Consider the following 24,263-nt stretch of genomic DNA (forward strand, 5'->3'; position numbering starts at 1 on the left):
TCAAGGGCGCGAAAATCGGCATTACTGCCCCGGGCTCCTCATCGGATTTCTTTGTTCGCTATTATTTGCAGCGCCACAAGCTTTCTGCGGACGATGTTTCGCTAATCGGCGTCGGCTCCGGTTCGGCGGCGGTTGCTGCCCTCGAGCAGGGGAAGGTTGACCTGCTTGTCAACTATGATCCCGCCGCCACATTCATCGAGGCCAAGGGCGTTGGCAAAATCCTGATTGATGCGCGCAGCGATGAAGGCGCAAAGGAGATTTACGGCGGCATCTATCCGACCTCCGTTCTCTATGCCACGCAAGCCTATATTGATGAGCATCCGGAAACGATCCAGAAGGTAGTCAACGCGACAGTTGAGGCGCTGGAATGGATGAACAGCAGCTCACCTGAGGAGATTGTTCAAAAACTACCCGAAGCCTTCATTTCCGGTGACCGCGAGACTTACGTGAAGGCTGTCGCAAATGCCAAGCCGATCTTCTCCGTGGATGGGCGCTTCAACGAAGCCGAGGTTCAAACCCCGCTCGCTGTTCTGAGGAGTTTCAACGACAAGGTTGCCGCAACGGAAATCGATCTGAAGAAAACATACACCAACGCGTTCGTCGACAAAGCGCCGCGCAAAAGCACGAACTGAGGAGGAGGCCATGGCCCTGGCAGTGGTAAAACCGGTGGTGGAGGAAACCGCCCCGCAACAAAAGAAGGCGATGGTTGCCATCAACTCCGTGACAATGTCCTTCGGAACTTTTGTTGCGGTTGAGGACGTCAATCTGACGGTGGCGGACGGAGAATTCCTGGCCATCGTCGGGCCGACGGGATGCGGCAAGAGTACGATACTGAACGCAATTGCTGGGCTGCTCAAACCGACTAGCGGCAGCGTCTCGATCGATGACAATCGCGTCTCCGGTATTCAGAATGATATCGGCTACCTATTCCAACAGGATGCGCTGTTGCCATGGAAAACGGCTATCGAGAATGTTGAACTCGGCCTGTTGATTCGGGGGGTAAGCGCATTGAAACGTCGCGAACGATCGATGGCGTGGCTCGCCAAAGTGGGTCTCAAGGGATTCGAACAGCGATACCCCCATCAGCTTTCCGGCGGTCAGCGAAAGCGTGTTCAGATGGCCCAGGCATTGATCAGCGGTCCAAAGGTCATTTTGATGGATGAACCGTTTTCGGCCCTCGATATCCATACTCGCCATCTGATGCAGAACGAGCTTTTGCGCTTGTGGCAGGAGGAACGCAGGGCCGTGGTCATGATTACGCATGATCTGGAGGAAGCGATTGCCCTCGGCGACCGGGTGGCTGTGTTGGCTGCCGGACCACGCAGCCGGGTTATCAACAGCTTCCCTGTCGATCTTGAGCGTCCCCGCGACGTCGCCGAAATCAAACTGGATCCTCGCTTCATGGATCTATACCGCAATATCTGGGCGTCGCTGCGCGGCGAAGTGGAGAAAAGTTATGAACGTCGCGACTGAACGATTTGTGCAACTGGGTTTGCTTGTTGTCATCCTTGGCGGATGGCAGCTCGGGGTTTCCATTGGCGTCATCGATGTTTTCTTTTTCCCTGCGCCTATGGACATCTTCAACCAGATCATCAGTTGGGTCCTTGATCCCAATTTCTATCGTCATGTGACGATCACGCTGACGGAAACCGTTCTGGGCTATGTTATCGGCACGAGTCTGGGTGTCGCGGCTGGTGTCTGGCTTGGTCTTAGCCGTAGTGCCGCTCGCATTCTTGACCCCTTTATCAAGGGCTTGAACGCTATCCCGCGCGTCGTGCTTGCTCCGATCTTCGTGCTTTGGCTCGGTCTTGGCCTGTGGTCGAAAGTTGCGCTCGCTGTGACACTCGTTTTCTTCATTACATTCTTCAACGCGATGCAGGGTGTGCGTGAAGTCAACCCGGTGGTGCTGGCAAACGCCCGTATTCTTGGCGCCAAGCGGTCCGAGCTTCTACGCCACGTCTATTTCCCTGCAGCGGCAAGCTGGATTCTTTCTTCTTTGCGCACCTCTGTCGGCTTTGCAGTGGTCGGTGCGATTATCGGCGAATATCTTGGCGCGTCGGCGGGCCTTGGCTACCTGATCGCCCAGGCAGAAGGCAATTTCGATGCAGTCGGCGTCTTCGCCGGTATCATCATCCTGGCAGTGTTCGTTCTCGTGATCGACCGAATACTGGATGTGGTAGAAAATCGCCTCATCAAATGGCGGCCCAATGCCTCGGAGGAACGGGCGGCTTAGTTGGAATCAAACTTCCAAGCTTTAACAGGTGGCCGCCACACGATGCGGCCACCTGTACAAATTTATATTCAGTCAACAACCGTTCCTTTGAAAATGCCGATAATAGCGGATTTTCCACCAAATCCGATTGGTTCCTGGAATTCTACAATCGCTCTTTAAAGCATATCGGGATGAGTGATTTCCAATGAGCGCCTTGATGGGATCTGAACCTGCGACTCCACTTGCCCGCGAACGACTGAGTGCATTGGAAAATGCGCATGCTGCTTGCGCCGTCGATGCGTTCACGCGCTTGAGACGTCCCTGCCGGGACGTGGGCAGAGTCATTCCGCTTGGAAAGTTGCACGCTGATTAAGTAGCGTGCGTATGCAACATTGGAAGGCTCCTCCCGCGAAGCCCCATCGTGCGGCGGCAAATGTCGACCGCGTAGACAACCATGCACCGGCAGTGCCGTCGAAACGCATAAGATAGTTGACGTCCCCATCGCAATTAGACAACTTTTGAAGCACATATCGAGAACACCAGGGGCGGTTTAGCGCTCAAAAGTGGCGACGACCGATGGGGATAAACGTTCGTTTGAAAATGCCGATAGGGCGGATTTTGATTGGTGCCAAATTGTCGACAATCGCTGCATCGACGAGATCAAGCGTTTGATCCTATTGAAGAATTCGTGCGATCCGTTTCTGCAACAGTGCTGATCAGGGTTCTCCTGGCGCAACTGCAACATCGGTCTGCCCGCTCCTGTCGAGCGCCTCGCGAACAAAGCCTGTCTCTTTCATTTCCTCGATAAAGCTCCGCAAATAAGTAGAACCCGCTTGCAGACCGCTACGCACCGCCAGGGCCTGCTGGATGACCGTGAAGTGGTCGGGCAAAATGCGAAGCTTTGGATCCGATCCGGAAGAGTGCTCAAGCACTTGCCGGACGCCCGCCGCCGCCTCGCAGCCACCACTCAGGAACTGCTCGAGCGCGGCAGCTGGCGTAGCTGCCCGAAGTATTTGGGCGTGTTTGAGATTGCGTGTCAAAAACAGATCGTAGGCCGCATTCACGGTCACCGAGATGCGGTTTCCTTCCTTGTCGAGATCTTCGACTGTATGGAAAGGAGAGGTTGCGACGACGACATACGTGCCCTCAATCATGACGTAGGGCGGCGAGAAGGCGAGTTTTGTCGCGCGTTGAGGATCTACTGCCAGGAAGGCAATGTCCCACTCGTTCTTATCCAGGGCATCGAAGACCTGGCCGGCTGCGGTGTAAGTTACAAAGCTCACCTGACAACCCAGTCGATTTGCAAGCTCAGTTGCAAGGTCCACGCTGACCCCGGTCAGCGTGCCGGTTGCCGGGTCACGCTGGACCAGAGCGGCGTTGGCAAGATTGATCGCGGCGCGCAGCGTTCCCGTTGGAGCAAGATCGCCGAAAACCGCGGTGACCGTTGGCGTGATCATGAACCCTGCTCCTGGAATTGGCGGGCAAGGCTCTCTGTTCCGCGCGCCAGAATTCCGGCATCAATTCCCACGGCAGTAAATGTGGTGCCAAGCGAAATGCATCGATGCGCAAAGGCAGTGTTGGGCGTCAGGATACCTGACGGCTTTCCAGCCTTTTCAATGCGTTCGACGGCATCCTCGACGGCAGAGATCACCACTGGATGGTCCGGTTCTCCGGCGAACCCGAGGCTCGCGGCCAGATCAGCAGGCCCGATAAAGATGCCATCGACGCCATCGACAGTCGCAATTTTTTCCAACGACTCTAGCGCCTCGCCCGTTTCCACCTGAACCAGAAGGCAAAGCTCTTCATGGGCACGTTTGGCGTAACCACCGACACGGCCAAACCGCGTTGCCCTCGTCAGACCTGACACGCCGCGTACACCGTCAGGCGGATAGCGCATCGCCGCAACGGCACTTTGCGCTTCTTCCCGGTTTTGCACGTAAGGAATCAACAGCGTCTGAGCACCGATGTCGAGAAAGCGCTTGATCAGAACCGTATCATTGCTGGCAGGACGAATGATCGGTGACACATTGTAGGGCGCAACCGCCTGCAACTGCGGCAGTACGCTCAGAACATCGCCGGGTGAATGTTCCGTATCGAAAAGCAGCCAGTCAAACCCGGAAGCAGCCACGGCTTCGGCAATGTAGCTCCCCGGCAAACTGCACCACAAACCAATCTGTTGGCGCCGTTCGGCAATGGCACGCTTGAAGCGATTTTCTGGAAGCTTCATGGCATCACCTATTTGAACGAGACGCCGATTGCGCCAAGGGAACCGTAATCTGCATGAATGACATCACCTGCTGCGATGTCTACCGGACGTGTAAAAGAGCCGCCGAGGACAATCTGTCCCTTTTGAAGTTTGGCACCGACGCGGTGAAGCTTGTTGACCAGCCACGCGATTCCGGCGGCCGGATGGCCCATGATCGCAGCGGAGACACCCGACTCCTCAATCGTCCCGTTCTTCGACAGCGTGGCACCGATCCAGCGCACGTCGACATCCATCGGCCGGATCGTCCGTCCGCCAACCACGATAGCGCCAAAGGCAGCATTATCGGCAATCGTATCCGTTATGGTGCGCGGAACGTCCGTCCGGTACTCGATGATTTCAAGCGCCGGAACGACAAATTCGGTGGCACGCATCACGTCATAAATCCGTGTTCCCGGCCCCTCGAGGTCCTCGCCCATGATGAAGGCCAGTTCGACCTCAAGTCGCGGCTTGAGGAAGGAATTGGCGTCGATCTGAGCTCCATCATTGTACAGCGCGTCATCGAGAATGCGGCCATAGTCCGGCTCGGTCATTTTTGAAGCCAACTGCATGGCCCGTGACGTCAAGCCGATCTTGTGACCGACTACACGGGCACCCTTGGCAATCCGCAGGTCGGCCCAAAGATCCTGAATCCGATAGGCATCCTCGATCTCAATATTCGGAAATGTCCGGCTCAATTGCGGGATTGGCTTGCGCTCTTGTTCGGCACGCATAAGGTCGTTGGCGGCGCGCTGGCGCTCTGCATCAGTCAGCATGTTTTCCTCCACTCGGCACGAACGAACGCCGCAGATTTACTTGATTGGGGGTTTTGGAAGGACGGCTTCACCCGGCTCCATCACGTAGGCGTATTCAAGGCTATACCAGGGGGCGCTGATATCCGCCTCGGTCGGATGGTCCTCGTCATGCTGCACGAAGTCTCCTGTCAGGGCCCGCGTGACGCCGAACTGGACATCCGTATCGATATGGGGATCGTGAGGATCGAACACCTGGGAAATCAGCGTCTTGAATCCCTCTTTGAAAATGAGGGCGTGAAGATGCGCTGGCCGGTAAGGATGGCGATCTTGCGCTTGCAACAGGCGCCCGACAACGCCGTCGGTCGGAATGGGATATCCGACCATCTTGACGGTGCGAAACCAGAAACGTCCATCTTCATCCGTGGTGAACTTTCCGCGCAAGTTCATTTCCGCCTGGTCGGGATCCTGATTTTCGTAGAGACCCACCGGAGACGCGTGCCAGACATCGACCTCCGCTCCCGCAATCGGGTGCCCTTCCCTGTCCTGCACTCGCGCATGAACAAAAAGCGGCAGACCCGGCGTGTCGGAGCGAACGATTGTCCCGCCGTTGTCGACATGAGGAGAATTCAGTCGCCAGAAAGGACCCAGCAATGATTGAGAAGTCTCGGTCTGCCCGCTGTCGCCGTTGTTGAGGAGGCAGACCAATGATGACACACCGAGGGACCCTGCCATTAGCACCATCTCGTTGTGACTGTCGGTCTGCAACTTTCCAATTTCATTCAAAATCGCCGTCGTCTCGCGAAACTCCGGTTCGGTGAGACGGACCTCCCTAACGAAGGCATGGACATGGGTAACAAGCGACGTCATGATCTCCCGAAGCCGCGGATCGCGCGTCTGTTGCATGACCTCCAGCACAGCATCCGTGACGTCTTCCTGTCTCTCAATCGCCATTTTCGCCTCCCTGCTTCCTGTCTGTGTCGGAAATTATCGATTATTTGTCAACACAATTTATGATAATTTAGCATTACCTGAAGGGCACTAATATCTAATCAACAGTATAACACTCTGATTTATCATAGCTTTTTGTTCATACTAGAATGGATGGCATGCAGATTGGTTAAAGGCAGTCCACGCCCATTGACATAAATAATCGTTTATTCTATTGATCATCGATAGTTGAAAAGATGCTTGGTCTCTGGGAGGAGCAATTGCAAAGCGATCGGACAGACACGCACCTCGCCGGTGCGGCAACTGCCCTCCGGGAGGCGGATGAGGGAAACTCATTCGTCGATGACGGGAAGAACACGATCGCAAGCCAGCTGGTATCGCGGCTTCGCGAAGCAATCGTTTCGGGCCAGTTGGAGGCCGGCAGCAAAATCAATCTCGACAATGCACGTAAGCGCTTTCAGGTCAGTCTCAGTCCTTTGCGTGAAGCTTTGGCAAGGTTAATCTCAGACGGTCTGGTCGAGTTCGAGGACAATCGCGGTTACCGCGTCGCTCCGCTTTCCCTCGCCAATCTGGCAGAAGTCACCAGCCTTCGCGAGGAGATGGAAACCTATGCGCTTCGCGAAGCCATGACGGTCGGCACGGTGGAATGGGAAGGCAACGTCATGCGTATCCTTCATCGCCTCAATCGCACCGAGCGCGATGCTGCCCGACCGGAAACCCTGCAACAATGGGAAGATATTCACCGTGAATTTCATCTCACACTGATTTCCGGTTGCGGCAAACCACAGCTCCTGAGCTTCTGCAGCATTCTCTTGAACCTCAATGACCGCTATCGCCGCACGTTTCTGCGGGCGACTTCGGGCGATCGTAACGTCAACACCGAGCACAGCGAAATAGCGCAAGGCGCGATCGCACGCGACATGGACTACGCCTGCAATCGACTGCGAGAGCATATCCACCGTACCGGGACCAATCTTCAAAAACATTTGTCCGAAAAGGGCATCGGCTGAAAAGCCGGTGCGGAGGCGAGTAATGAATTCCACCCACGCATGTCGGCCTTTGGGATTGGCCCATTTTTCGGCCATACAGGTACCACCGCAAGAATTCGCAGCACTGGCTGCGAAAGCCGGGTTTTCGGCCGTCGGTCTCAGACTTTACCCGGCTTTTCCGGGTGCACCCTTTTACGAAGTCCCTGCCGGAAGCGCAGCGTCTCGTGATCTGCAGCAACGCCTGAACGGTGAAGGCATGCAGGTCTACGACATCGAATTTGTGACCCTTTCCGCCGATTTTGTTCCGGACTCAATTGCCCCGATCCTTGAAGCGGCGAATGCGATTGGAGCCAAAAGCCTCAGCGTTTGCGGTGATGATCCTGATCGCTCCCGGCTCGTCTCCAATTTTGCCGAACTCTGCGATCTCGCGGCCAGATTCGACATGGGTGTCGATCTTGAAAACATGGGCTGGAGAACGGTTGCTACTTTTTCCGATGCTCTTGCCGTTGTCGAACAAGCCGGAAAGCCAAATGGCGGCGCGCTGGTCGATGCCTTGCACTTCTGTCGCAACGGCGGTGAGCCATCCGCGCTCAGTGCTGCCCCCAGGTCGCGGATAAGGAGTGTTCAGCTTTGCGATGCCGGTCAAATGGCCCCGCATTCGCCCGAAGAAATGATTGCCGAGGCCAGGTCAGGACGGCTTGCACCCGGCGAAGGTGTGCTGCCACTGACTGCGATCCTACGCGCGGTTCCGGAAGATGCAGCCGTATCGGTGGAGGTTCCGATCGGTCCGCCGGTCGATCCGCAAGATCACATCTGTCACCTGTTTGCTGCGAGCAGACAGCTGCTTGATTTAGCCGGGAAGACTGTGCGAGCGCACTGAATCGCAGGGAGCAACAGACTCCGCATTGGTTATTTGGGAGAGAGGCAACGGGAATGGATTACAAGCTGGATTTCAGCGTCGTCTTTGACAAGATGCCCGATCTTTTGCTCGGGGCTTTGGCGACGCTAGGTCTCGCCCTTGCCGGCATGACTCTCGCATTGATCATCGGCGTATTGGGTGTGGCAGCACGCAAGTCGCGTTTTCGCGTTCTGCGAGGTCTGGTCATTGGCTTTGTCGAAATCGTCCGCAACACACCTTTCCTCGTCCAGATATTCTTTATTTTCTTCGCTTTGCCCATGCTTGGGCTGCGCTTCAATCCAACGGTCACCGCAATCATCGCGCTTGCAGTTAACGGCGGTGCCTATGCTATCGAGATCATTCGCGGCGGGGTCGATAATATTCAAAAAGGCCAGATTGAAGCTGGTCTTGCCCTTGGTCTTCACAAGGCGCAGGTATTCCGTCTCATTGTGTTGAAGCCCGCCTTGCGCTCGATTTATCCATCGCTCACCAGCCAGTTCATCATGCTGACCCTGACGTCTTCGGTGTGTACATCGATCGCCGCCTATGAGCTGACGTCTGTCGCCCAGATCATCGAGTCGGACACGTTCCGCAGCTTCGAGGTCTATTTCACGATCACCATCATGTACCTCATTATCTCGTGGATGATGATGAGCATGTTTGCCCTGATCAACCGCCACTACTTCAGCTACCCGGTTCGTTGAGGGGAAAATCATGAGCATCATCGGCCCCAACGAAATCCTCTTCCTGCTCCAAGGTCTGAAATGGACCATCCTGCTCTCGGCGATCGGCTTTGTCGGCGGCGGTGTTTTTGGATTGCTTGTCGCCCTGGCACGCACTTCGGCCTGGACATCCCTCCGGCGTATCACAGCTGGATACATCTCCGTATTCCAGGGAACGCCCCTGCTGATGCAGCTTTTCGTCGTTTATTACGGGATTACGCTGATCGGCATGGAAGTGGACGCCTGGGTCGCAGTGACGATTGCATTAACGCTGCATGCGAGCGCTTACCTTGGAGAAATCTGGCGCGGTGCCATTCAAGCCGTGCCAAAAGGTCAAAGCGAAGCCGCCAATGCGCTGGGGCTGCACTATGTCTCGCGTATGAAAGATATCATTCTGCCGCAAGCCCTGCGTCTATCGCTGCCTGCGACCGTCGGCTTTCTTGTCCAGCTGATCAAGGGCACATCTCTCGCCGCCATCGTCGGCTTCATCGAACTTGCCCGTGCCGGGCAGATCGTCTCGAACCAGACTTATAAACCACTGCTCGTCTTCGGCATCGTCGGGGCCATCTACTTCGTCATTTGCTGGCCGTTGTCGCTCTATGGGGCACGGCTGGAAAATCGGTTGGCAGCTGCCGCCGCGCGTTAGCGTCCAAACGAAAATAAACCCGGGAATTTATACAAGGAGGAACCATTATGATCAGCATATCTCTACGGCAGTTCATGCGCCGCAACGTTCTCGCAGGTGCCATGGCACTTTTCGCACTGCCCTTCCTCGGCGCAACGCTGGCTCAGGCCGCAACCGTTGATGAAGTCAAGGCGCGCGGCAAGATCGTCGTCGGCATCCAGGGCGACAATCGTCCATGGGGCTTCGTCAACTCCAGCGGGGTGCAGGACGGCTATGATGCCGACATCGCCAAGCTGTTTGGTAAGGATCTTGGCGTCGAGGTCGAATTTGTTCCGCTCGCCGTGGCAAACCGCATCCCAGCTCTCGTCAGCGGCAAGGTCGACATACTCTTCGCGACGATGGCTATGACAGAGGAACGCGCCAAGTCGATCCAGTACAGCAAGCCCTATGCGGCCAACACCATCTCCCTCTATGGACCGAAAGACAAGAAGATCGCGGCCGTCGCCGACCTCGCTGGATTGGAAATCGGCGTGCCGCGTTCCAGTTCGCAAGACAAGGCAGTCACCGATGCGGTGACCACGACCGCCACGGTGCGCCGGTTCGATGATGATGCTGCTGCAATCCAGGCAATGCTGTCCGGTCAGGTCCAGGCTGTTGGCGGCAATCAGTTCTACATGCAGCGTCTCGATGAGGCGAAAGCCGACACTTACGAGCGCAAGATCGATTTCCTCACCACGTTCAACGGCGTCGGAACAAGGTTGGGCGAGAAAGACTGGAACGAGACCGTCAACAAGTTCCTCGACACGATCATGTCAAATGGCGAACACGCCAAGGTCTATGAAAAGTGGATGGGCATGAAGCCGCCGGCGTTCCCTGAATCCATCCCGAACATTCCCTTCACAGTGAAGTAAGCTTTTAGACGAGGTCGAAACCGTGCCACAGACGCCGAACATCGATACACCATTGATCGCCATGGAAGGCGTCGAAAAATGGTACGGGACATTTCACGCGTTGAAATCCATCAACCTGACGGTTCGCAGAGGCGAGAAGATCGTCCTTTGCGGACCGTCCGGGTCGGGAAAATCCACGCTGATCCGCTGTATCAACCACCTCGAACCTTTTGAGAAGGGGCGCATCGTTGTTGACGGAACGGCGCTCGACGACAGCTCCAGGACAATCGATGCCGTGCGCCGTGAAGTGGGCATGGTCTTTCAGAGCTTCAACCTGTTTCCACACATGACGGTGTTGGAAAATTGCGCACTGGCACCCATGCGGGTGCGCGGCACGAAAAAAGCGGAAGCCGAATTCAGCGCCAGGAAATATCTCGAACGGGTCCGCATCCTTGATCAGGCTGACAAATATCCGGCGCAGCTCAGCGGCGGACAGCAGCAGCGCGTCGCCATTGCGCGGGCGCTGTGCATGGAGCCGAAGGCGATGCTCTTCGATGAACCGACCAGCGCTCTTGATCCTGAAATGGTCAAGGAAGTCCTCGACACGATGATTGGCCTTGCTCGCGACGGCATGACGATGATCTGCGTCACGCACGAAATGGGCTTTGCACGCCAGGTGGCCGATCGCGTGATCTTTATGGCCTCCGGCGAGATCATCGAGGAAGGCGAGCCCGAAGAATTCTTCCGCAATCCGGCGCATGCCAGAACGCGCGCCTTTTTGGGAGAAATATTGGCTCACCACTAGAGGTTCTGGCTTCGCAAAACTCAACAACCCCGGTCACGTCAGCGTTTCGGCCTGGTTTGACAACTATTGGAATCATGATGTCTCAGCATTCTGAAATGCCCATGCTCCGCCCGAAAATCCTGGTGGGACTGATCGGCGCGGATATCCAGATGTCCAAATCCCCTGCCCTGCATGAGCGGGAAGCAGGTTTGCACGGGCTCGATTACCATTACGAACTGATCGACCTCACCCTGCGCGGCCTATCGCCCGACCATCTGGAAAACCTATTACTCGAAGTGGAGCGACGCGGCTTTGCCGGCGTGAACATCACCCACCCCTGCAAACAGCTCGTAGTCCCTCATCTGCACGAATTATCCGAGGATGCCGCGGCTCTCGGTGCTGTCAACACCATTGTCTTGCGCGACGGCAAGCGCTTTGGTCACAACACTGACTGGTCCGGTTTCTATGAGAATTTTACGCGTGGCCTGCCAGATATTGCCAAGCGCCATGCAGTTCTGCTGGGTGCGGGCGGCGCAGGTGTTGCCGTTGCCCACGCGGCGTTGAAACTCGGCATCGAACGCCTTGCCATTTCCGATCGAGACACGCATCGCGCCGAGGAACTTGCCGCGCAGTTGAATGATCGTTTTGGATCTGTGCGGGCACATGCAATTTCCGACGTCGCATCCGCCATGAAGGATGCCGATGGGCTCATCCATGCGACACCAACAGGAATGCGCAGCCACCCGGGCCTGCCCGTTGAACCGCACGCCCTGGATGCGAGACATTGGGTGGCCGACATCGTCTATATGCCACTTGTGACCCCACTTCTGAAACTGGCCCGCGAACGCGGTTGCCGTACGCTCGACGGTGGCGGCATGACTGTCTTCCAGGCCATCGGCGCTCTCAGGTTGTTTTCAGGGATAGAACCCGATGCCGAACGAATGAGGTGGCATTTTGCAGAGATCATCGCATCAGAAGATGCGCGACAGCACAATGTTTGACGCGAAAAGGGACCTGGCTGACATCCGCCGGCGGTTGCTGGGGGGTTATGTGGGCAGCGTGTTCCGGTATGCCGATAGCGCGGGATCCGACTCCGTCAGGTCCACACGCAATGCAAACCGGCCAGCTTCAAGTGCTTCGGCCGCTTCCGCAGCTGCGGCTGCGAACAGCAGATCTGCAATTCGCTTCAAAAGTTCCGCAGGCCGACCGGGCGCGACCCGTGCAACGATCTGGACGAAGACGTTCTCGGGATGCTCGTCGGAAACGAACGATATTGTCGCTTCACGCGCAAACGTTCTGACGGCATTCGCCGGAAAGATGCCGCTGGTGCGAGCTGCAACATGCACTCCTTGCGCGAGCCGACTGATATCCACGCGCGCGTTTGCTCCTTGGCTGTATTCGATGGTGATGTGCGGCATCTCCACTCCCTTTTCTCCTGGAAGCGCGGCTTCCCTCACATTCCCATTCAACAACAGGAAACGACCATGAGCAAACTCGTCTACGTGCTTAACGGCCCCAACCTCAATCTTCTTGGAAAAAGACAGCCAGCGATCTACGGCCATGAAACACTGGCAGATGTGGAGCGCGATTGCACCCGCGTTGCGACCGAGCATAGCCTCGCCATTCGGTTCCTGCAAAGCAATGCCGAGTTCCAGATTATCGATTGGATACATGAGGCGCGGGAGGACGCGGCAGGCATCGTGATCAATCCGGCCGCGTTTACCCACACCTCCGTTGCGATCCTCGATGCATTGAACACCTTCGACAATCCAATTATCGAAGTCCACATCTCGAATGTCCACAAGCGGGAAGCGTTCCGCCACCATTCCTACATCTCGAGTGTCGCTTCCGGCGTGATCGCAGGCTTTGGCACGCAAGGCTACCAATTCGCAATCCAGCGAATGGCGCATTTGATCAATCAGGTAAAAGCCTAAGCTGGCTTCGTGTTCGGAAGAGAGAAAACCACGATGGCGAACAAGGTAAAACTGGCGGTACTTGGTGCCGGACTAATCGGCAAGCGCCACATCGGGCACGTGTTCCGTGAGCCAGAAGCCGAACTGATTGCCGTCGTCGATCCCACGCCGGCTGCCAAGGAGCTGGCCGCCGAGCACGGCGTCCGGTGGGTGTCGAGCTTTGCCGAGCTCATGAAGGTCGATCGCCCAGACGGAATAATCGTGGCGACGCCGAACCAGATACATGTTCAAAATGGCCTGGAAAGCGTCGCGGCGGGAGTCCCGGCATTGATCGAGAAACCGATCGCCGATGATCTCGCGTCCGCTGAACGGCTGGTTGAGGCCGCGGAAGCCGCCAATGTGCCGCTTCTGGTAGGTCACCATCGGCGGCACAATCCCTTGATGAAAAAGGCCAAGGAAATCATCGAATCGGGACAACTCGGGCGCGTCCTTGTGGTCAACGCCATGTTCTGGCTGTTCAAGCCCGATGATTACTTCGACATTGGATGGCGGCGGCAGAAAGGCGCAGGTCCTGTATTTCTCAACCTGATCCACGACGTCGACAATCTCCGGTACCTGTTCGGTGAGGTTGTTTCGGTGCAGGCACGCGAGTCGAATGCCGTGCGTGGCAATGCTGTCGAGGAGACGTCCGTCATTCTGCTCGAGTTCGAAAGCGGCTTGCTGGCGACACTCTCCGTCTCGGATTCAGTTGTCGCGCCCTGGAGCTGGGAGATGACGACAGGAGAAAATCCCGTATATCCAAAAGTCGATGAATCTTGCTACGTTATCGGTGGCACCCACGGATCGATCACAATCCCCACGTTGGCCCTCTGGAAAAATGCGGACAAGCGCAGCTGGTGGGTACCATTGGATAAAAGCCGTATCGTATTCGATGAAGCCGATCCCCTTGCTCTGCAAATCCAGCAGTTCTGCAAAGTCATTCGGGGCGAGGAACCGCCGTTGGTGAGTGGCAGGGAGGGATTGAACACGCTCAGGGTGATTTCGGCAGTAAAACACGCGGCACGATCGGGCGAACTCATTAAATTGTGAACCCTGCAATCAAACGCTTGATACCGGAAGCTACGTTGCATCGGCACTCGTCTAAAGACCTCCGTATTAAACCGTCCCAAAGAACTTATGCTCTCCGTGATATGCTGCTAGGCAGGTTCATTACCGTTGTACAGTTTGAGCTGAGGCAACAAAGGTTCCTTTGAAAATGCCGATAAATAGGCTAATTTTCACCGATTTCCATTGTAGCACCAATGTCTACAATCCAGAGAGCGGACTGCCAGACCAGCTAAAGATCCCCTCTCCTTCCGAATGAACGTGACCAAATGACGACGGCTGCAATGCGCCGTCATTCCAGTCGATCAGGAGGCCTTGGCGTGTTCCTGAAAGCTGCCATCGAGCTGAGCGCCATAAAACTCAAAGACGACAGCAACGCCAGCCTGAAGTTACCTAAAGGCCGGAAGCCGAAAAACGAGCCTATAATGAGCACTTCGGAAGCTGGTGGTACTTCCGACATTAAATCGACGGACACCCCCCACTCTTAATTCCTAGATGTCGAAGCCGAGACGCCGAGCCATTTCGGCCGGTGGAGTAATCGGCCACCGCAACGAAAAATTTAAGCGCGACAAGTTGCATCTTTCACTACGCACCAAGCAAATTGCCACTGTCGGAAGCACCCTCCGGGAACGCTCCACGTACCAGCACCAACAGGTGTCACCCGGCACTGCCGGGTGACAGATCGACCGGCCGACGTTGGATGAAGGCCGCGGTCCGGTCGATGTCGTCAAGACCTGATGAACGAGAGCAGGTCGGGGTTGAGGACATCTGCATGTGTGGTCAGCATGCCATGGGGGTAGCCCGGATAGGTCTTCAGCGACCCGTTCTTGAGCAGGTCGACCGCACGCGGCACGGAACTTGCAAAGGGGACGACTTGATCGGCCTCGCCATGCATCACCAGCACCGGCACGGTGATCTTCTTGAGGTCTTCGGTATAATCTTCCAGCCAAGAGTCGACAGTCGCGTAGTGAGCCAGGGCACCACCGGCCATGCCCTGGCGCCACCAGTTCGCAATGATCGCCTCCGAAGGCTCGGCCCCGTCGAGGTTGTAACCGTAGAACGGGTTCTCAGGGACGAACCGGAAGAACTGCGACCGGTTGCCCAGCACGCCCGCGCGGATCGCTTCGAACCACTCCGGCGGCTGACCGGACGGGTTTTCCTCGCTCCGGTACATGTTCGGCGTCAGGGAAGCGACCAGTACCGCCTTCGCGACGCGCTCCGGGTGGCGGGCGACATAGCGAGCCACCTCACCGCCACCTGTGGAGTGGCCGATGTGGATCGCGTCGCGCAGGTTGAGGTGCTCGGTCAGGGCCGCGAGGTCGGCAACCCAGTGGTCCATGTCGTTGCCGGTGCCGGGCTGGTCGGACCGGCCGTGGCCGCGCCGGTCGTGGGCGATCACCCGGTAGCCGTGGCGAAGGAAGAAGGTCATCTGGGCGTCCCAGTCGTCCGCCGACAGCGGCCAGCCGTGGCTGAAAACGATCGGCTGGCCTGAGCCCCAGTCCTTGTAGAAGATGTTTACGCCGTCCGTGGTAGTGATTGTAGGCATCGAGTCGCTCCATCTGCCCTGTTAAACATTCCTTTTTGGACACAGTTGATTGCGAAATACCTCCGGTGAGGCGTGTTCGATCATATCCCAAAATTGCGACGTTAATTAAATCCCCTCTTTATCAAAGACAAATACCTTGTACGTTCGAGCTATGCCTTAAATGTATAGCGAGGACCCGATGGAACTGAGGCATTTGCGCTATTTTGTTGCTGTTGCGGAGGAGGGAAGCTTACTGACCGCAGCCGAGCGGCGGCTACACACTTCCCAGCCCTCACTCAGCAGGCAAATTCGCGATCTGGAAACCGAAATCGGTGTAAAACTGCTGGAACGGCAGCCGCGCGGCGTGACGCTTACCGCCGCCGGTAAAGTGTTTCTTGATCACGCGCGGCTGGCGTTATTGCAAGTCGAGGCGGCTGCGGAGGGGGCCCGGCGGGCAGAACGGCCGGAAAAGCAGTCGTTCGTTATCGGTTTTCTCGCAGGACAAGAGGTCGTGTGGCTACCCCATGCATTGCGCATTATTCGTGAGGAAGCGCCGGAGGTTGAAATCATACTGTCCAGTCAGTCTTCCCCGGACCTTGCTCTGGCACTGATGCGAGGCAAGCTGGACGTCGCTTTCCTTCGCCCCGAGACGCAGAGTGTTGGTGTGTCCTTCAAGTTTTTAGCCAAGGAGCCACTGATCGCCGTACTGCCGGCGGACCATCGCTTGACGTCGCGCAAAAAGATCCGGCCGCAGGACCTTGCCCGCGAAACTTACGTCAGTTCGGCTAGAATTTCTCCCGTATTGCAATCCGTGATCCAAGATTACGCGTCGAAAGTTGGGATCACACTCAAGGCAGAGTACGAAGGTGACGGCCTACCATCAGCAATGTCGCTCGTCGTGTCTACAGGTGGAATAACGCTTATTCCGCTTTATGCGCAAAATATGCTGACGCCAAATGTCGTTGCTAGAGCACTTGAGGGTGTGCCTCCGACAATTGATCTCACCTTAGGATACAACGATTCAAATTCCTCACCTTTGCTCCGCCGATTTTTGTCTCGTTCTGATGAATTAGTCGCCAACGTACAAAATCAGAGCATCATCCGCTATGCTGAAGTTCCATAGTAGAGATCAAGCTCATGCGATTTCTGCTTGTTGGCGTGCTCCCGAATTTTGTTCAGCATTCTCGAATTTCGGGTATCGACCCATCTCGACTTTTCCGATCAAGGAGCGCGAGGCAAAAGTGGACGGCAGGCTTCACCACTATCAGAGGTCGACACAATTCAAGGGCTATGACAGCAGTTTTGTGGGCAGGAGGTAATTGTTTGCAAACAGTGCGCGCGGTATCGACCAACACGCCCTCCCATCGCAATGCAGGCAGAACCACACGTCGGACTCCCCGCGGCCCAGCGGGTGCCGTACCACACCACGAAGGTCAGGTTTTGTGGATCGGCGGGGCCAATCGTTAGAGATTTCTGCACGTACCTGACCAGCTCGATCTCCGGCTAGCCTGAGAGCTCTCTGCAGGAACTTTGGTTCAAGAACCGGGCAGTCCGCCTCCGGGTCAGTATATGTCTCGACCACCGGGATCGCGCTTGGGTTCTCCGGAACCCTGATGCTCCATCCTTCGCCTGCTATGATGACGCCCCCCAAAACTTCTTGAAGCCGATATGCATGATCCCCAATCGTGCCGTGTTCGGCCTGCTCAAGATATGCGAAGCGACGCTTCATCGCTTCAGGATCACCCTTCAGGAAAGTTGACGCAGAAAGGGAGCCCCTAGAGAAGGCTTCGACGTCCATCATTTTCTCGGTATCGATTTCCCAGCCATTCTTGCTGGCGGAGATCAGCTTGACCCAGTTGGGGAAACCTAGTTTCCCCGCAATCAGGTCGAGAGCTTGATGTTGCGGGATCCTATTGGCACGCGCGTATCGCTTGGCCAGAGTTTTAAGTCTGTGAAGATCGTTTGTTTCGGTCATTGTCCATATCCTGGAATGATCCGACCATGTGCCCGCTAATGGTCAGACCATGCCTCAAGGCACGGAGTGACGGTTTCAGAGTTGGAACGCTGACATAGCTTTGCGTGGCGGGCACACCGGCCCGCGTGTAGGGCCGAGCCCTATATGCCAAGTACGCTTGGAGCGGTCAAGGCGTAGTTCTCCATATCGATCAAGCCTACCGGCTCCTAGCCCGCGGTCGGTGCTGCATAAACCACGGGAAAACACGACCGCAGAAGGGAAATCGGTCTGCTTCGCGCCTTCAGAGCGGTCATGCGCAGTTTCAGCGTGCGCGCTGAAACAGTCAGGCCGACAGAAGCTTTCCGATGTCTCGGCGTGGCGGAGCCCCGAACAGCCGGGCATATTCCCGGCTGAACTGTGACGGGCTGGCATAGCCCACCTCAAAGGCGACCGTTTCCGCCGACATTTCGCGCGACAGCATCAGCCGGCGCGCCTCCATCAGGCGGATTTGCTTTTGAAACTGCACCGGTGTCATCGCGGTCATTGCCTTGAACTGACGATGGAAGGCTGTCGGGCTCAGGCCGGCGAGTGCGGCAAGATCATCGACGCGCACCTGCTTGTCGAAATTGCCCCGCAATGCGTGGATCGCTTCGACCAGACGCCGGTTTCGCTCCGCGCCGACGACCATGCGGGCGAAGACAGCGCCATGTGGCCCGGCCAGCAGGCGGTAGCAGAGTTCGCGCTTGACGCCGGGATAGAGCAGCGGGATTGCCTGCGGCTCGCCAAGCAGGCTGACGGCGCGCGCGGCGCAGCCGAGGATCGCCTCGTTGAGCTCCATAACGAAGGCGGCATGCTCGTCGGAGGCCGGAGTGGGCGGTGCCTCCATGCTTTCATAGACTTCGCGTAGGATTGCCTGGTCGAGTTCGATGACGGCGCTGAGATAGGGCGCATCCGGCGCGCCGTGCACCACCTGGCTTGCACCCGGCATCTCGACGCTGACGACCATGGCCTGGCTGGTGCGATAATGGAGCCTCCGTTCGCCGAACGTCGTCCATTTCGCGCCCTGCACCACGATGCAGAGCGCCGGCCGGTGGATCAGGTGGTTCGGATGCCGCTCGGAGAAGGATCGGAGCAAGGCCAGCCCGTCGATCGCGGTGAAATAGGGGCTCTTGTTTCCATGAGCCGCAAACGCGGCGACGACAGCATCACGCAACATCGAAAGAGTGCTCAATCGGATTCCCCGCAAATCTGGAATTACAAACTAACGCCGGAGGCAGGATCAGGCAAGAAAGAAGCCGGTTCCGGCATGTTCGCCCGTGCTTCGCCCTCTTATGTTCACCGTCATCAACAAAGGAGAACGGCGATGACACAGAATTCCGAACGCAAAATCGCAATCGTCACCGGCGGCAGCCGCGGGCTGGGCTGCAACACCGTGCTCAACCTCGCCAGACGTGGTGTCGACTCGATCCTCACCTACAATTCCAGCAGGGCGGAAGCCGAAAAGGTCGTGGCCCTGGTTGCTGAAGCCGGCGCCAAAGCCATTGCCCTCAAGCTCGACACCGGCGACGCCCACGGTTTCGACCCTTTCGTCGACGCCGTAAAGCAGGCGCTTGCCGATCTGGGCGCCGAGCGCTTCGACTACCTCGTCAACAATGCCGGAACCTCGCACCACAACAGCATCGAGGCGACGACGGAAGATGAACTGGACATGCTTTACAATGTGCACTTCAAAGGCGTTTTATTCTTGACGCAGAAGCTCTTGCCGCTGATCAATGACGGCGGCCGGATCGTCAACCTGTCGAGCGGCCTGACTCGCATCATCGTTCCTGGCAGTGCTGCTTACGGTGCGATGAAGGGAGCGGTCGAGGTGTTGACCCGGTACATGGCAAAGGAGCTGGGACCGCGTCGCATCGCCGTCAATGTCGTCGCGCCTGGCGCCATCCAGACCGACTTTAGCGGCGGTATGGTGCGCGACAATCCGGATCTGAACCAGCGTGTCGCCGAAATGACGGCGCTGGGCCGCGCCGGCCTGCCCGACGATATCGGTCCGATGATTGCCTCGCTGCTCTCTGAGGACAACCGCTGGGTCAATGCCCAACGCATCGAGGTCTCTGGCGGCATGTCAATCTGAGATGCCGCTTCGGACCGGGTTCAAATAATTCTACCGCTTCGATAACGATGGAGATTCATCATGATGATGAACAGACGCACATTTTCGAAAACTTTGCTCGTCGGTGCTGCCACGTCATTTGTTGCGACGCATGCCGGCCTGGCCGCCACACACACGCCTCCAAAGGCGCGCAATGTCGTTCTCGTGCATGGACTTTTCGCCGACGGATCATGCTGGACCGAGGCTATCGCCCGGCTGCAAACGAAGGGCCTAAACTGCACGGCGGTCCAGAACCCGCTCACCACGCTGCCCGATGCCGTGGCGGCCGCCCGGCGCATCCTCGACCGGCAGGACGGTCCGACTGTCTTTGTCGGCCACTCCTTTTCGGGGATGATCCTTACCGAAGCAGGCGTACATCCGAACGTATCTTCACTGGTTTATGTCGCTGCCCGAGCACCGGATGCAGGTGAGGACTATGCAGCTTTGGCAAAAACCTACCCGACACCACCCGCAACCGCGGGCATTGTCTTCGACGGCGACGAAGGACGGCTGACGGAGGAAGCGTTCCTGCGCGATTTCGGGGGGGACCTTCCCGAGGCCAGGGCGAGGGTTCTCTATGCCGTTCAACAACCATTCCAAAAGGCGTTGCTCACCGGCAAAACCTCAAACGCTGCTTGGCGCTCCAAGCCAAGCTACTACGCCGTTTCGACGCAAGATGGGACGATAAATCCAGACCTGCAGCGTTTCATGGCCAGACGCATGGGCGCTAAAGCCATCGAACTCAAATCCAGCCATCTGTCGCTCATTTCGCATCCAAATGAGATCACCAAGCTCATTCTGGAAGCTGCCGGGCAATCATGACATTGGATCCCCTGACGCCGCGCGAGCCGATATTCCGAGCCTGATCGCTGCCGGCAAGGCCAACGGGGAGATCGCCGAGGCACTCGGAAAAACGCCGGCCCGGATGGCCGCGAAGGATGACGAATTGCGGCGCGGATATCAAAGCCTGAAGCTAGAGTTGGAGTCGACAAACGAGAGCGGCATCGAGGAATACCTAGCCCAGAACGCACCGTTCATCGATGCCGTGGTAAGACCACCACCAAAGACCTTATGACGGCTCCGGGTCGGCAACGGCCATGGCCAGGCCGCCTGCAGGAAGGGCTGCTATTTGACCTTCCCGCTCCGAAACCTGCTGGTCTCTTCACGGCCCCGAAGCAGATCGGCCGTTTTGGAACGAACAGCAAGGCTGCAATGCGCCGTCATTCCAGTCGATCAGGAGGCCTTGGCGTGTTCCTGAAAGCTGCCGGTTCATTTAGATCGCAGGTATGTCCGTGACGGGTGGATTCGGGAAAGGCGGGACGCACCCGCTCAGCCCATCGCCGATCCGTTTCTGATAGAATCTCTCGGCCACAAGCAGCCAGTTCGCAGTTCGCGAGCATGAGACTGGGGCGGAGACGCTCCAGTCTCATGCTCCATCCCATCAAAGGTCGAGGGCTTGTTTCTTGGGCTTGCCTTGGGCTGCATTCGAAGCATCCTCCCAGGCTTCCCAAACGGCGAGACGCTCGGCATAGGCCGCGCGCGCCACCGGCAGCCCTTCGGTGCCAAGGAAGATGCGCAGCGGAGGCTCCGCCGAATCCACGACCTTGAACAGGGACGCCGAGGTTGCAGCAGGATCGCCGAATTCCGTGCTTGCGCCGGCGGCGAACACTTGCGCTCGCGTCTCGGCATAGGCGTCGATGCCCATGGCAAGCTTCAGCGACGACTGGCTCGAAAAGCCTGTCGCGTACGGGCCGGGCTCCAGGAGCGTGACCTTGATGCCGAACTGTGCGACTTCCTTCGAAAGGCTCTCGTGGAGTGCTTCGAACGCCCACTTGGAGGCGTGATAGAAGCCGGTGATCGCGCCGGCATAGACCCCCGCGACGCTCGAGACGCCGATGATATGGCCGCTATGCTGCGCGCGCAGAAATGGAAGGGCTGCTTGGATAACGGTGAGAGGACCGAAAACGTTGGTATCGAACTCGGCGCGAACCTCGGCCTCGCTCGCTTCCTCAATCGCGCCGACGAGCGCATAGCCGGCATTGTTCAGGACAATATCCAGACGGCCGAAATGCGCGTGCGCCCTCGCGACGACATCGGCAACCTGATCGCGGTTGGTCACGTCTAGCGCCAAAGGCAGGACGGCGTCGCCGAACTCATCGGCAAGGGGCGCGATAGCGGCCAGAGATCGCGCGGTTGCGACGACCTTGTCACCCCGCTTGAGAGCGTCTTCAGCCCAGATGCGGCCAAATCCGCGTGAGGCACCCGTGATGAACCAGACTTTTTCCGACATATGATCACCGTTTCCATTTGAAGAGGTAGGTGCGGCGCAATACCGCCCAATGAGTGAAATCAGGCGGCCGGGAGACCGGGATCGATCCCTGTCATCGCCACCGAGACCTCCCACAGCCGCTTCGCAAGTGTTGGATCTTCGGCATGCGGCGCGCGCCTTGCTTTGCCGGCTACACCGCGGATTCCGCCAAAGCCGGTGGGACCGTAATACCCCCCAGGTGCCGCGTTGCCGGTCGCAGCCAGAAGCGCCGGCCACGCGCCCTTGTCAGCGCTGTTGAGCACCAGACCGACGATCGGGCCTGCGAGCTGGGCAAGCCCCATGTGACGACCAAGGCTCGTTGCGGCGATGCCAGGGTGGACGCCGATCGCCGTGACGGGTGACTTCGCCGCGCGCAGCCGACGATCGAGTTCGAAGAAGAACAGCGCGTTCGCCAGCTTACTGGCGCCGTAGCGATCATTCTTTTGGTAGCTCTTGTCGGCGTTCAGATCATCCCATTCGATCTTGGCCTTCAGATGCGCGACGCTCGAGGTCACGACCACGCGCGCGCCCGGCGTCTCGGCGAGCTTGGGCAACAGCAGACTGGTAAGCGCGAAGACACCGAGATGGTTGACGCCGAATTGCAGTTCGAACCCCTGCTTCGTCCGCATAAGCGGGGGGTTCATCACGCCCGCATTGTTGATCAGCCCATCGAGGCGCGGCTCTTTTCCAGCGATTTCGACTGCCGCTCGCACGGATTCAAGATCGCTGAGATCGAGCGGCAGCCATGCTAGTTCGCTGGCGGGCGTGATCTTTCGGATCCGGGCGATCGCGTCTTCCCCTTTTGCCTGATCGCGGCAGCCTAGCAGGACACGTGCGCGTCGGGTGGCGAGGACGCGCGCGATCTCGAAACCGACGCCGGCATTGGCGCCCGTAACGATGAAGGTCTTGCCGGACTGATCCGGAACTTCGGCTTCGGTGAAACCCTTGCTAATCGACATTTTCATTCCTTACAATGAGTGACTACATACTCATTTATCAGTTAAAACTTAGGCTGCAGACCCGTTCCAGAACAGGTCGAACCCGGCTTGTCGGATGGCATCACTTTCCTCGGGTTTGGCGGTGATCGCGTTGATGCTGATGTCGGCCAAGTCGAAGAGAATGGTATCAATGTAAAAGGCTATTCTGTCAGGCGCGGCATGGCCAGCGAGACACTCCTCCACCATCGCCCGAGCATCCCGCTGCATGGCGTGGCACCGGCACCGGCTTTCCGCTGTCACGCGATCCGACACCTTCAACTGGCGAAGGGCCTTGCGCGCCGTGGCGTGAGCCAGTCCCCAGTCGATCAGACGGTTCCAGACCGCGAATAGTCGGTCTTTGGGGGAGGCGTCCGCGGGATATGGCGCCAGCATCGTCTCTGTGAGGTCGGTTTCGATCTCGAGAAAAAGTCGGTTGAGCAGATCGTCCTTAGTCGGAAAGTAAGTGAAGAGGGTTCCCTCAGAAACGCCAGCAGCCTTTGCGATCTTAGCCGTGGACGCGCCAGTGCCCAGGCTGGCGACGAAGTCCGCCGCTGCATTGAGCAGTGCCTGTCGCTTTTCTTCACTGAGGGGACGCGCCATATTTCCGCTAGCTGAAAGTGAGTGAGTTATTACTCATTTATATATATTGGATGAGATGAGATTGGTCAAGGACTGCAATCACCAAATTTAAGTCCAGTTTGCGCCGCGTGATCCGCCTTGCGATGCGCGTCCCCGCGACGCAAATAAGCACTTCCCATAAACGGAGGCTTTGGGCCGGAATTCCCCGAGCATCCTGGTGGACGAATGTCACTAAACTCCAGTCGGAGAAAGCAAGCTGACCGGCTCCCTACGGCCCCATCGCTGACCCGGTTAGGGACTGCCTACCTCTGTCCCTCCTTCGTCGAAGCTCACCACCGCCGCTGGAGCCTCATCAAGCGCATAAAAGCGCATCCCGTGGGTCGGCTTGCAGGAGACGCGGTTGGCAGGATCGAAGATCAGCCTAACCTCCAGCTTCTCCCCGGTTTCAAGGCCAGACACCAAAGCTAGCATGAAACCCATGCCTTCTTTCTTCGCCCTCTCGAATTCGGTCGTGCTCATTTCGATGCTGGGCGCGGGACCGCGACCGGTGGCCTTCATTTCAACGAACGTCTTCCAGTCGAGCGCCCCATCCGCGCCTACGCCATGCCGCTTTCGGAAATCCTCAAGCTCCTGGCCGCCTGCCGTGGTCAACACCTTAGTGAGTACTTCCCATCCAGCCTGTTCGAGAT

At 57.4% G+C, this 24,263-nt stretch carries 29 protein-coding genes; 17 read left to right on the forward strand and 12 right to left on the reverse strand.

Annotated elements, in window-relative coordinates:
• The 3 genes from AAAC48_RS25985 to AAAC48_RS25995 form a co-directional block, all read left to right on the forward strand.
• Positions 1-632, forward strand: a 632-nt coding sequence (locus AAAC48_RS25985) for an ABC transporter substrate-binding protein (protein ID WP_340656967.1), incomplete at its 5' end; no start/stop codon positions are given.
• Between the two features lie 10 nt (positions 633-642).
• Positions 643-1,473 carry an ABC transporter ATP-binding protein gene (locus AAAC48_RS25990; RefSeq protein ID WP_340656968.1) on the forward strand — a complete coding sequence of 277 codons (831 nt, stop codon included), beginning with the start codon at positions 643-645 and terminating at the stop codon, positions 1,471-1,473.
• Positions 1,457-2,233 (forward strand): ABC transporter permease, encoded by a 777-nt coding sequence (locus AAAC48_RS25995; RefSeq protein WP_340656969.1) that lies wholly within the window; start codon positions 1,457-1,459, stop codon positions 2,231-2,233. Before AAAC48_RS25990 ends, AAAC48_RS25995 begins: the two co-directional genes overlap by 17 nt.
• Positions 2,234-2,928: 695 nt before the next feature.
• Here AAAC48_RS25995 and AAAC48_RS26000 read toward each other — a convergent pair.
• The 4 genes from AAAC48_RS26000 to AAAC48_RS26015 are packed head-to-tail and all read right to left on the reverse strand — an operon-like array spanning position 2,929 to position 6,160.
• Positions 2,929-3,669, reverse strand: a complete 741-nt coding sequence (locus AAAC48_RS26000; protein ID WP_340656970.1) for a transporter substrate-binding domain-containing protein — start codon at positions 3,667-3,669, stop codon at positions 2,929-2,931.
• Entirely contained in the window at positions 3,666-4,439 is a 774-nt protein-coding gene (gene hpaI / locus AAAC48_RS26005) for a 4-hydroxy-2-oxoheptanedioate aldolase (protein ID WP_340656971.1), read from the reverse strand. Before hpaI ends, AAAC48_RS26000 begins: the two co-directional genes overlap by 4 nt.
• 8 nt (positions 4,440-4,447) lie before the next feature.
• Positions 4,448-5,230, reverse strand: coding sequence for a 2-oxo-hept-4-ene-1,7-dioate hydratase (hpaH, locus tag AAAC48_RS26010; RefSeq protein WP_340656972.1), 783 nt, complete (start codon positions 5,228-5,230; stop codon positions 4,448-4,450).
• Positions 5,231-5,266: 36 nt separating this feature from the next.
• Positions 5,267-6,160 carry a dioxygenase gene (locus AAAC48_RS26015; RefSeq protein WP_340656973.1) on the reverse strand — a complete coding sequence of 298 codons (894 nt, stop codon included), beginning with the start codon at positions 6,158-6,160 and terminating at the stop codon, positions 5,267-5,269.
• A gap of 356 nt (positions 6,161-6,516) precedes the next feature.
• Between AAAC48_RS26015 and AAAC48_RS26020 the strand changes: the two genes are divergently transcribed.
• The 7 genes from AAAC48_RS26020 (at position 6,517) to AAAC48_RS26050 (ending at position 12,066) form a co-directional block, all read left to right on the forward strand.
• Entirely contained in the window at positions 6,517-7,167 is a 651-nt protein-coding gene (locus AAAC48_RS26020; protein WP_245448989.1) for a GntR family transcriptional regulator, read from the forward strand.
• Positions 7,168-7,189: 22 nt separating this feature from the next.
• On the forward strand, positions 7,190-8,026 hold the full coding sequence (locus AAAC48_RS26025; RefSeq protein ID WP_340656974.1) for a sugar phosphate isomerase/epimerase: 837 nt from the start codon (positions 7,190-7,192) through the stop codon (positions 8,024-8,026).
• Positions 8,027-8,079: 53 nt separating this feature from the next.
• Positions 8,080-8,748, forward strand: coding sequence for an amino acid ABC transporter permease (locus tag AAAC48_RS26030; RefSeq protein WP_340656975.1), 669 nt, complete (start codon positions 8,080-8,082; stop codon positions 8,746-8,748).
• A gap of 10 nt (positions 8,749-8,758) precedes the next feature.
• A complete protein-coding gene (locus tag AAAC48_RS26035) occupies positions 8,759-9,412 on the forward strand; it encodes an amino acid ABC transporter permease (RefSeq protein WP_340656976.1) in 654 nt (217 codons plus the stop codon).
• A 74-nt stretch (positions 9,413-9,486) separates the two neighbouring features.
• On the forward strand, positions 9,487-10,302 hold the full coding sequence (locus tag AAAC48_RS26040) for a transporter substrate-binding domain-containing protein (RefSeq protein WP_340656991.1): 816 nt from the start codon (positions 9,487-9,489) through the stop codon (positions 10,300-10,302).
• Between the two features lie 61 nt (positions 10,303-10,363).
• The gene (locus AAAC48_RS26045; RefSeq protein ID WP_340656992.1) at positions 10,364-11,086 is read left to right on the forward strand and encodes an amino acid ABC transporter ATP-binding protein; all 723 of its coding nucleotides are present in this window, start codon (positions 10,364-10,366) and stop codon (positions 11,084-11,086) included.
• Positions 11,087-11,187: 101 nt separating this feature from the next.
• The gene (locus tag AAAC48_RS26050) at positions 11,188-12,066 is read left to right on the forward strand and encodes a shikimate dehydrogenase (RefSeq protein WP_340656993.1); all 879 of its coding nucleotides are present in this window, start codon (positions 11,188-11,190) and stop codon (positions 12,064-12,066) included.
• Between the two features lie 45 nt (positions 12,067-12,111).
• On the opposite strand, the gene AAAC48_RS26055 is transcribed toward AAAC48_RS26050, so the two are convergent.
• Positions 12,112-12,483 carry a 5-carboxymethyl-2-hydroxymuconate isomerase gene (locus AAAC48_RS26055; protein ID WP_340656977.1) on the reverse strand — a complete coding sequence of 124 codons (372 nt, stop codon included), beginning with the start codon at positions 12,481-12,483 and terminating at the stop codon, positions 12,112-12,114.
• A 66-nt stretch (positions 12,484-12,549) separates the two neighbouring features.
• Here AAAC48_RS26055 and aroQ point away from each other — a divergent pair, with 66 nt between their 5' ends.
• The 3 genes from aroQ to AAAC48_RS26070 all read left to right on the forward strand — a co-directional run bounded on the left by aroQ (position 12,550) and on the right by AAAC48_RS26070 (position 14,570).
• The gene (gene aroQ / locus AAAC48_RS26060) at positions 12,550-12,999 is read left to right on the forward strand and encodes a type II 3-dehydroquinate dehydratase (protein WP_340656978.1); all 450 of its coding nucleotides are present in this window, start codon (positions 12,550-12,552) and stop codon (positions 12,997-12,999) included.
• Between the two features lie 33 nt (positions 13,000-13,032).
• Positions 13,033-14,067: a Gfo/Idh/MocA family oxidoreductase gene (locus AAAC48_RS26065; RefSeq protein ID WP_340656979.1), complete on the forward strand. Its 1,035-nt coding sequence runs from the start codon at positions 13,033-13,035 to the stop codon at positions 14,065-14,067.
• Positions 14,068-14,402: 335 nt separating this feature from the next.
• Positions 14,403-14,570, forward strand: coding sequence for a hypothetical protein (locus AAAC48_RS26070; RefSeq protein WP_340656980.1), 168 nt, complete (start codon positions 14,403-14,405; stop codon positions 14,568-14,570).
• A gap of 239 nt (positions 14,571-14,809) precedes the next feature.
• Here the strand turns inward: AAAC48_RS26070 and AAAC48_RS26075 are convergent, their stop codons facing one another.
• Entirely contained in the window at positions 14,810-15,628 is an 819-nt protein-coding gene (locus tag AAAC48_RS26075) for an alpha/beta hydrolase (RefSeq protein WP_283073181.1), read from the reverse strand.
• A gap of 178 nt (positions 15,629-15,806) precedes the next feature.
• Between AAAC48_RS26075 and AAAC48_RS26080 the strand changes: the two genes are divergently transcribed.
• The gene (locus AAAC48_RS26080; protein WP_283073180.1) at positions 15,807-16,730 is read left to right on the forward strand and encodes a LysR family transcriptional regulator; all 924 of its coding nucleotides are present in this window, start codon (positions 15,807-15,809) and stop codon (positions 16,728-16,730) included.
• 165 nt (positions 16,731-16,895) lie between these two features.
• Here AAAC48_RS26080 and AAAC48_RS26085 read toward each other — a convergent pair whose 3' ends face one another.
• Positions 16,896-17,582: a hypothetical protein gene (locus AAAC48_RS26085; RefSeq protein ID WP_340656981.1), complete on the reverse strand. Its 687-nt coding sequence runs from the start codon at positions 17,580-17,582 to the stop codon at positions 16,896-16,898.
• Between the two features lie 322 nt (positions 17,583-17,904).
• Complete coding sequence (locus AAAC48_RS26090; protein WP_113173659.1) at positions 17,905-18,792, reverse strand: AraC family transcriptional regulator; 888 nt, start codon at positions 18,790-18,792, stop codon at positions 17,905-17,907.
• 132 nt (positions 18,793-18,924) lie between these two features.
• On the opposite strand from AAAC48_RS26090, the gene AAAC48_RS26095 reads away from it, so the two are divergent.
• From AAAC48_RS26095 to AAAC48_RS26105, 3 genes are read left to right on the forward strand one after another with little or no spacing between them, the layout of a single operon-like run.
• Entirely contained in the window at positions 18,925-19,692 is a 768-nt protein-coding gene (locus AAAC48_RS26095) for an SDR family oxidoreductase (RefSeq protein WP_340656982.1), read from the forward strand.
• 60 nt (positions 19,693-19,752) lie between these two features.
• Complete coding sequence (locus AAAC48_RS26100; protein ID WP_340656983.1) at positions 19,753-20,532, forward strand: alpha/beta hydrolase; 780 nt, start codon at positions 19,753-19,755, stop codon at positions 20,530-20,532.
• Positions 20,489-20,785: a hypothetical protein gene (locus AAAC48_RS26105; RefSeq protein ID WP_340656984.1), complete on the forward strand. Its 297-nt coding sequence runs from the start codon at positions 20,489-20,491 to the stop codon at positions 20,783-20,785. Before AAAC48_RS26100 ends, AAAC48_RS26105 begins: the two co-directional genes overlap by 44 nt.
• A 366-nt stretch (positions 20,786-21,151) precedes the next feature.
• Here AAAC48_RS26105 and AAAC48_RS26110 read toward each other — a convergent pair whose 3' ends face one another.
• From AAAC48_RS26110 to AAAC48_RS26125, 4 genes are all read right to left on the reverse strand, one after another.
• On the reverse strand, positions 21,152-22,000 hold the full coding sequence (locus tag AAAC48_RS26110) for an SDR family NAD(P)-dependent oxidoreductase (protein ID WP_340656986.1): 849 nt from the start codon (positions 21,998-22,000) through the stop codon (positions 21,152-21,154).
• A 59-nt stretch (positions 22,001-22,059) separates the two neighbouring features.
• Positions 22,060-22,977, reverse strand: coding sequence for an oxidoreductase (locus tag AAAC48_RS26115; protein ID WP_340656988.1), 918 nt, complete (start codon positions 22,975-22,977; stop codon positions 22,060-22,062).
• A gap of 48 nt (positions 22,978-23,025) precedes the next feature.
• On the reverse strand, positions 23,026-23,595 hold the full coding sequence (locus tag AAAC48_RS26120) for a TetR/AcrR family transcriptional regulator (protein WP_340656989.1): 570 nt from the start codon (positions 23,593-23,595) through the stop codon (positions 23,026-23,028).
• Between the two features lie 270 nt (positions 23,596-23,865).
• Positions 23,866-24,263, reverse strand: a 398-nt coding sequence (locus tag AAAC48_RS26125) for a hypothetical protein (protein ID WP_340656990.1), incomplete at its 5' end; no start/stop codon positions are given.

The sequence above is a fragment of the Phyllobacterium sp. genome (assembly GCF_037994405.1).
GTDB lineage: Bacteria > Pseudomonadota > Alphaproteobacteria > Rhizobiales > Rhizobiaceae > Phyllobacterium.

What these genes read in the sequence shown, in the direction of transcription:
- AAAC48_RS25990 (WP_340656968.1), top strand. Translation starts at nt 643, where the DNA reads ATGGCCCTGGCAGTGGTAAAACCGGTGGTGGAGGAAACCGCCCCGCAA.
- AAAC48_RS25995 (WP_340656969.1), top strand. Translation starts at nt 1,457, where the DNA reads ATGAACGTCGCGACTGAACGATTTGTGCAACTGGGTTTGCTTGTTGTC.
- AAAC48_RS26000 (WP_340656970.1), bottom strand. Translation starts at nt 3,669, where the DNA reads ATGATCACGCCAACGGTCACCGCGGTTTTCGGCGATCTTGCTCCAACG.
- hpaI (WP_340656971.1), bottom strand. Translation starts at nt 4,439, where the DNA reads ATGAAGCTTCCAGAAAATCGCTTCAAGCGTGCCATTGCCGAACGGCGC.
- hpaH (WP_340656972.1), bottom strand. Translation starts at nt 5,230, where the DNA reads ATGCTGACTGATGCAGAGCGCCAGCGCGCCGCCAACGACCTTATGCGT.
- AAAC48_RS26015 (WP_340656973.1), bottom strand. Translation starts at nt 6,160, where the DNA reads ATGGCGATTGAGAGACAGGAAGACGTCACGGATGCTGTGCTGGAGGTC.
- AAAC48_RS26025 (WP_340656974.1), top strand. Translation starts at nt 7,190, where the DNA reads ATGAATTCCACCCACGCATGTCGGCCTTTGGGATTGGCCCATTTTTCG.
- AAAC48_RS26030 (WP_340656975.1), top strand. Translation starts at nt 8,080, where the DNA reads ATGGATTACAAGCTGGATTTCAGCGTCGTCTTTGACAAGATGCCCGAT.
- AAAC48_RS26035 (WP_340656976.1), top strand. Translation starts at nt 8,759, where the DNA reads ATGAGCATCATCGGCCCCAACGAAATCCTCTTCCTGCTCCAAGGTCTG.
- AAAC48_RS26040 (WP_340656991.1), top strand. Translation starts at nt 9,487, where the DNA reads ATGCGCCGCAACGTTCTCGCAGGTGCCATGGCACTTTTCGCACTGCCC.
- AAAC48_RS26045 (WP_340656992.1), top strand. Translation starts at nt 10,364, where the DNA reads ATGGAAGGCGTCGAAAAATGGTACGGGACATTTCACGCGTTGAAATCC.
- AAAC48_RS26050 (WP_340656993.1), top strand. Translation starts at nt 11,188, where the DNA reads ATGCTCCGCCCGAAAATCCTGGTGGGACTGATCGGCGCGGATATCCAG.
- AAAC48_RS26055 (WP_340656977.1), bottom strand. Translation starts at nt 12,483, where the DNA reads ATGCCGCACATCACCATCGAATACAGCCAAGGAGCAAACGCGCGCGTG.
- aroQ (WP_340656978.1), top strand. Translation starts at nt 12,550, where the DNA reads ATGAGCAAACTCGTCTACGTGCTTAACGGCCCCAACCTCAATCTTCTT.
- AAAC48_RS26065 (WP_340656979.1), top strand. Translation starts at nt 13,033, where the DNA reads ATGGCGAACAAGGTAAAACTGGCGGTACTTGGTGCCGGACTAATCGGC.
- AAAC48_RS26075 (WP_283073181.1), bottom strand. Translation starts at nt 15,628, where the DNA reads ATGCCTACAATCACTACCACGGACGGCGTAAACATCTTCTACAAGGAC.
- AAAC48_RS26080 (WP_283073180.1), top strand. Translation starts at nt 15,807, where the DNA reads ATGGAACTGAGGCATTTGCGCTATTTTGTTGCTGTTGCGGAGGAGGGA.
- AAAC48_RS26085 (WP_340656981.1), bottom strand. Translation starts at nt 17,582, where the DNA reads ATGACCGAAACAAACGATCTTCACAGACTTAAAACTCTGGCCAAGCGA.
- AAAC48_RS26095 (WP_340656982.1), top strand. Translation starts at nt 18,925, where the DNA reads ATGACACAGAATTCCGAACGCAAAATCGCAATCGTCACCGGCGGCAGC.
- AAAC48_RS26100 (WP_340656983.1), top strand. Translation starts at nt 19,753, where the DNA reads ATGATGATGAACAGACGCACATTTTCGAAAACTTTGCTCGTCGGTGCT.
- AAAC48_RS26105 (WP_340656984.1), top strand. Translation starts at nt 20,489, where the DNA reads ATGAGATCACCAAGCTCATTCTGGAAGCTGCCGGGCAATCATGACATT.
- AAAC48_RS26110 (WP_340656986.1), bottom strand. Translation starts at nt 22,000, where the DNA reads ATGTCGGAAAAAGTCTGGTTCATCACGGGTGCCTCACGCGGATTTGGC.
- AAAC48_RS26115 (WP_340656988.1), bottom strand. Translation starts at nt 22,977, where the DNA reads ATGTCGATTAGCAAGGGTTTCACCGAAGCCGAAGTTCCGGATCAGTCC.
- AAAC48_RS26120 (WP_340656989.1), bottom strand. Translation starts at nt 23,595, where the DNA reads ATGGCGCGTCCCCTCAGTGAAGAAAAGCGACAGGCACTGCTCAATGCA.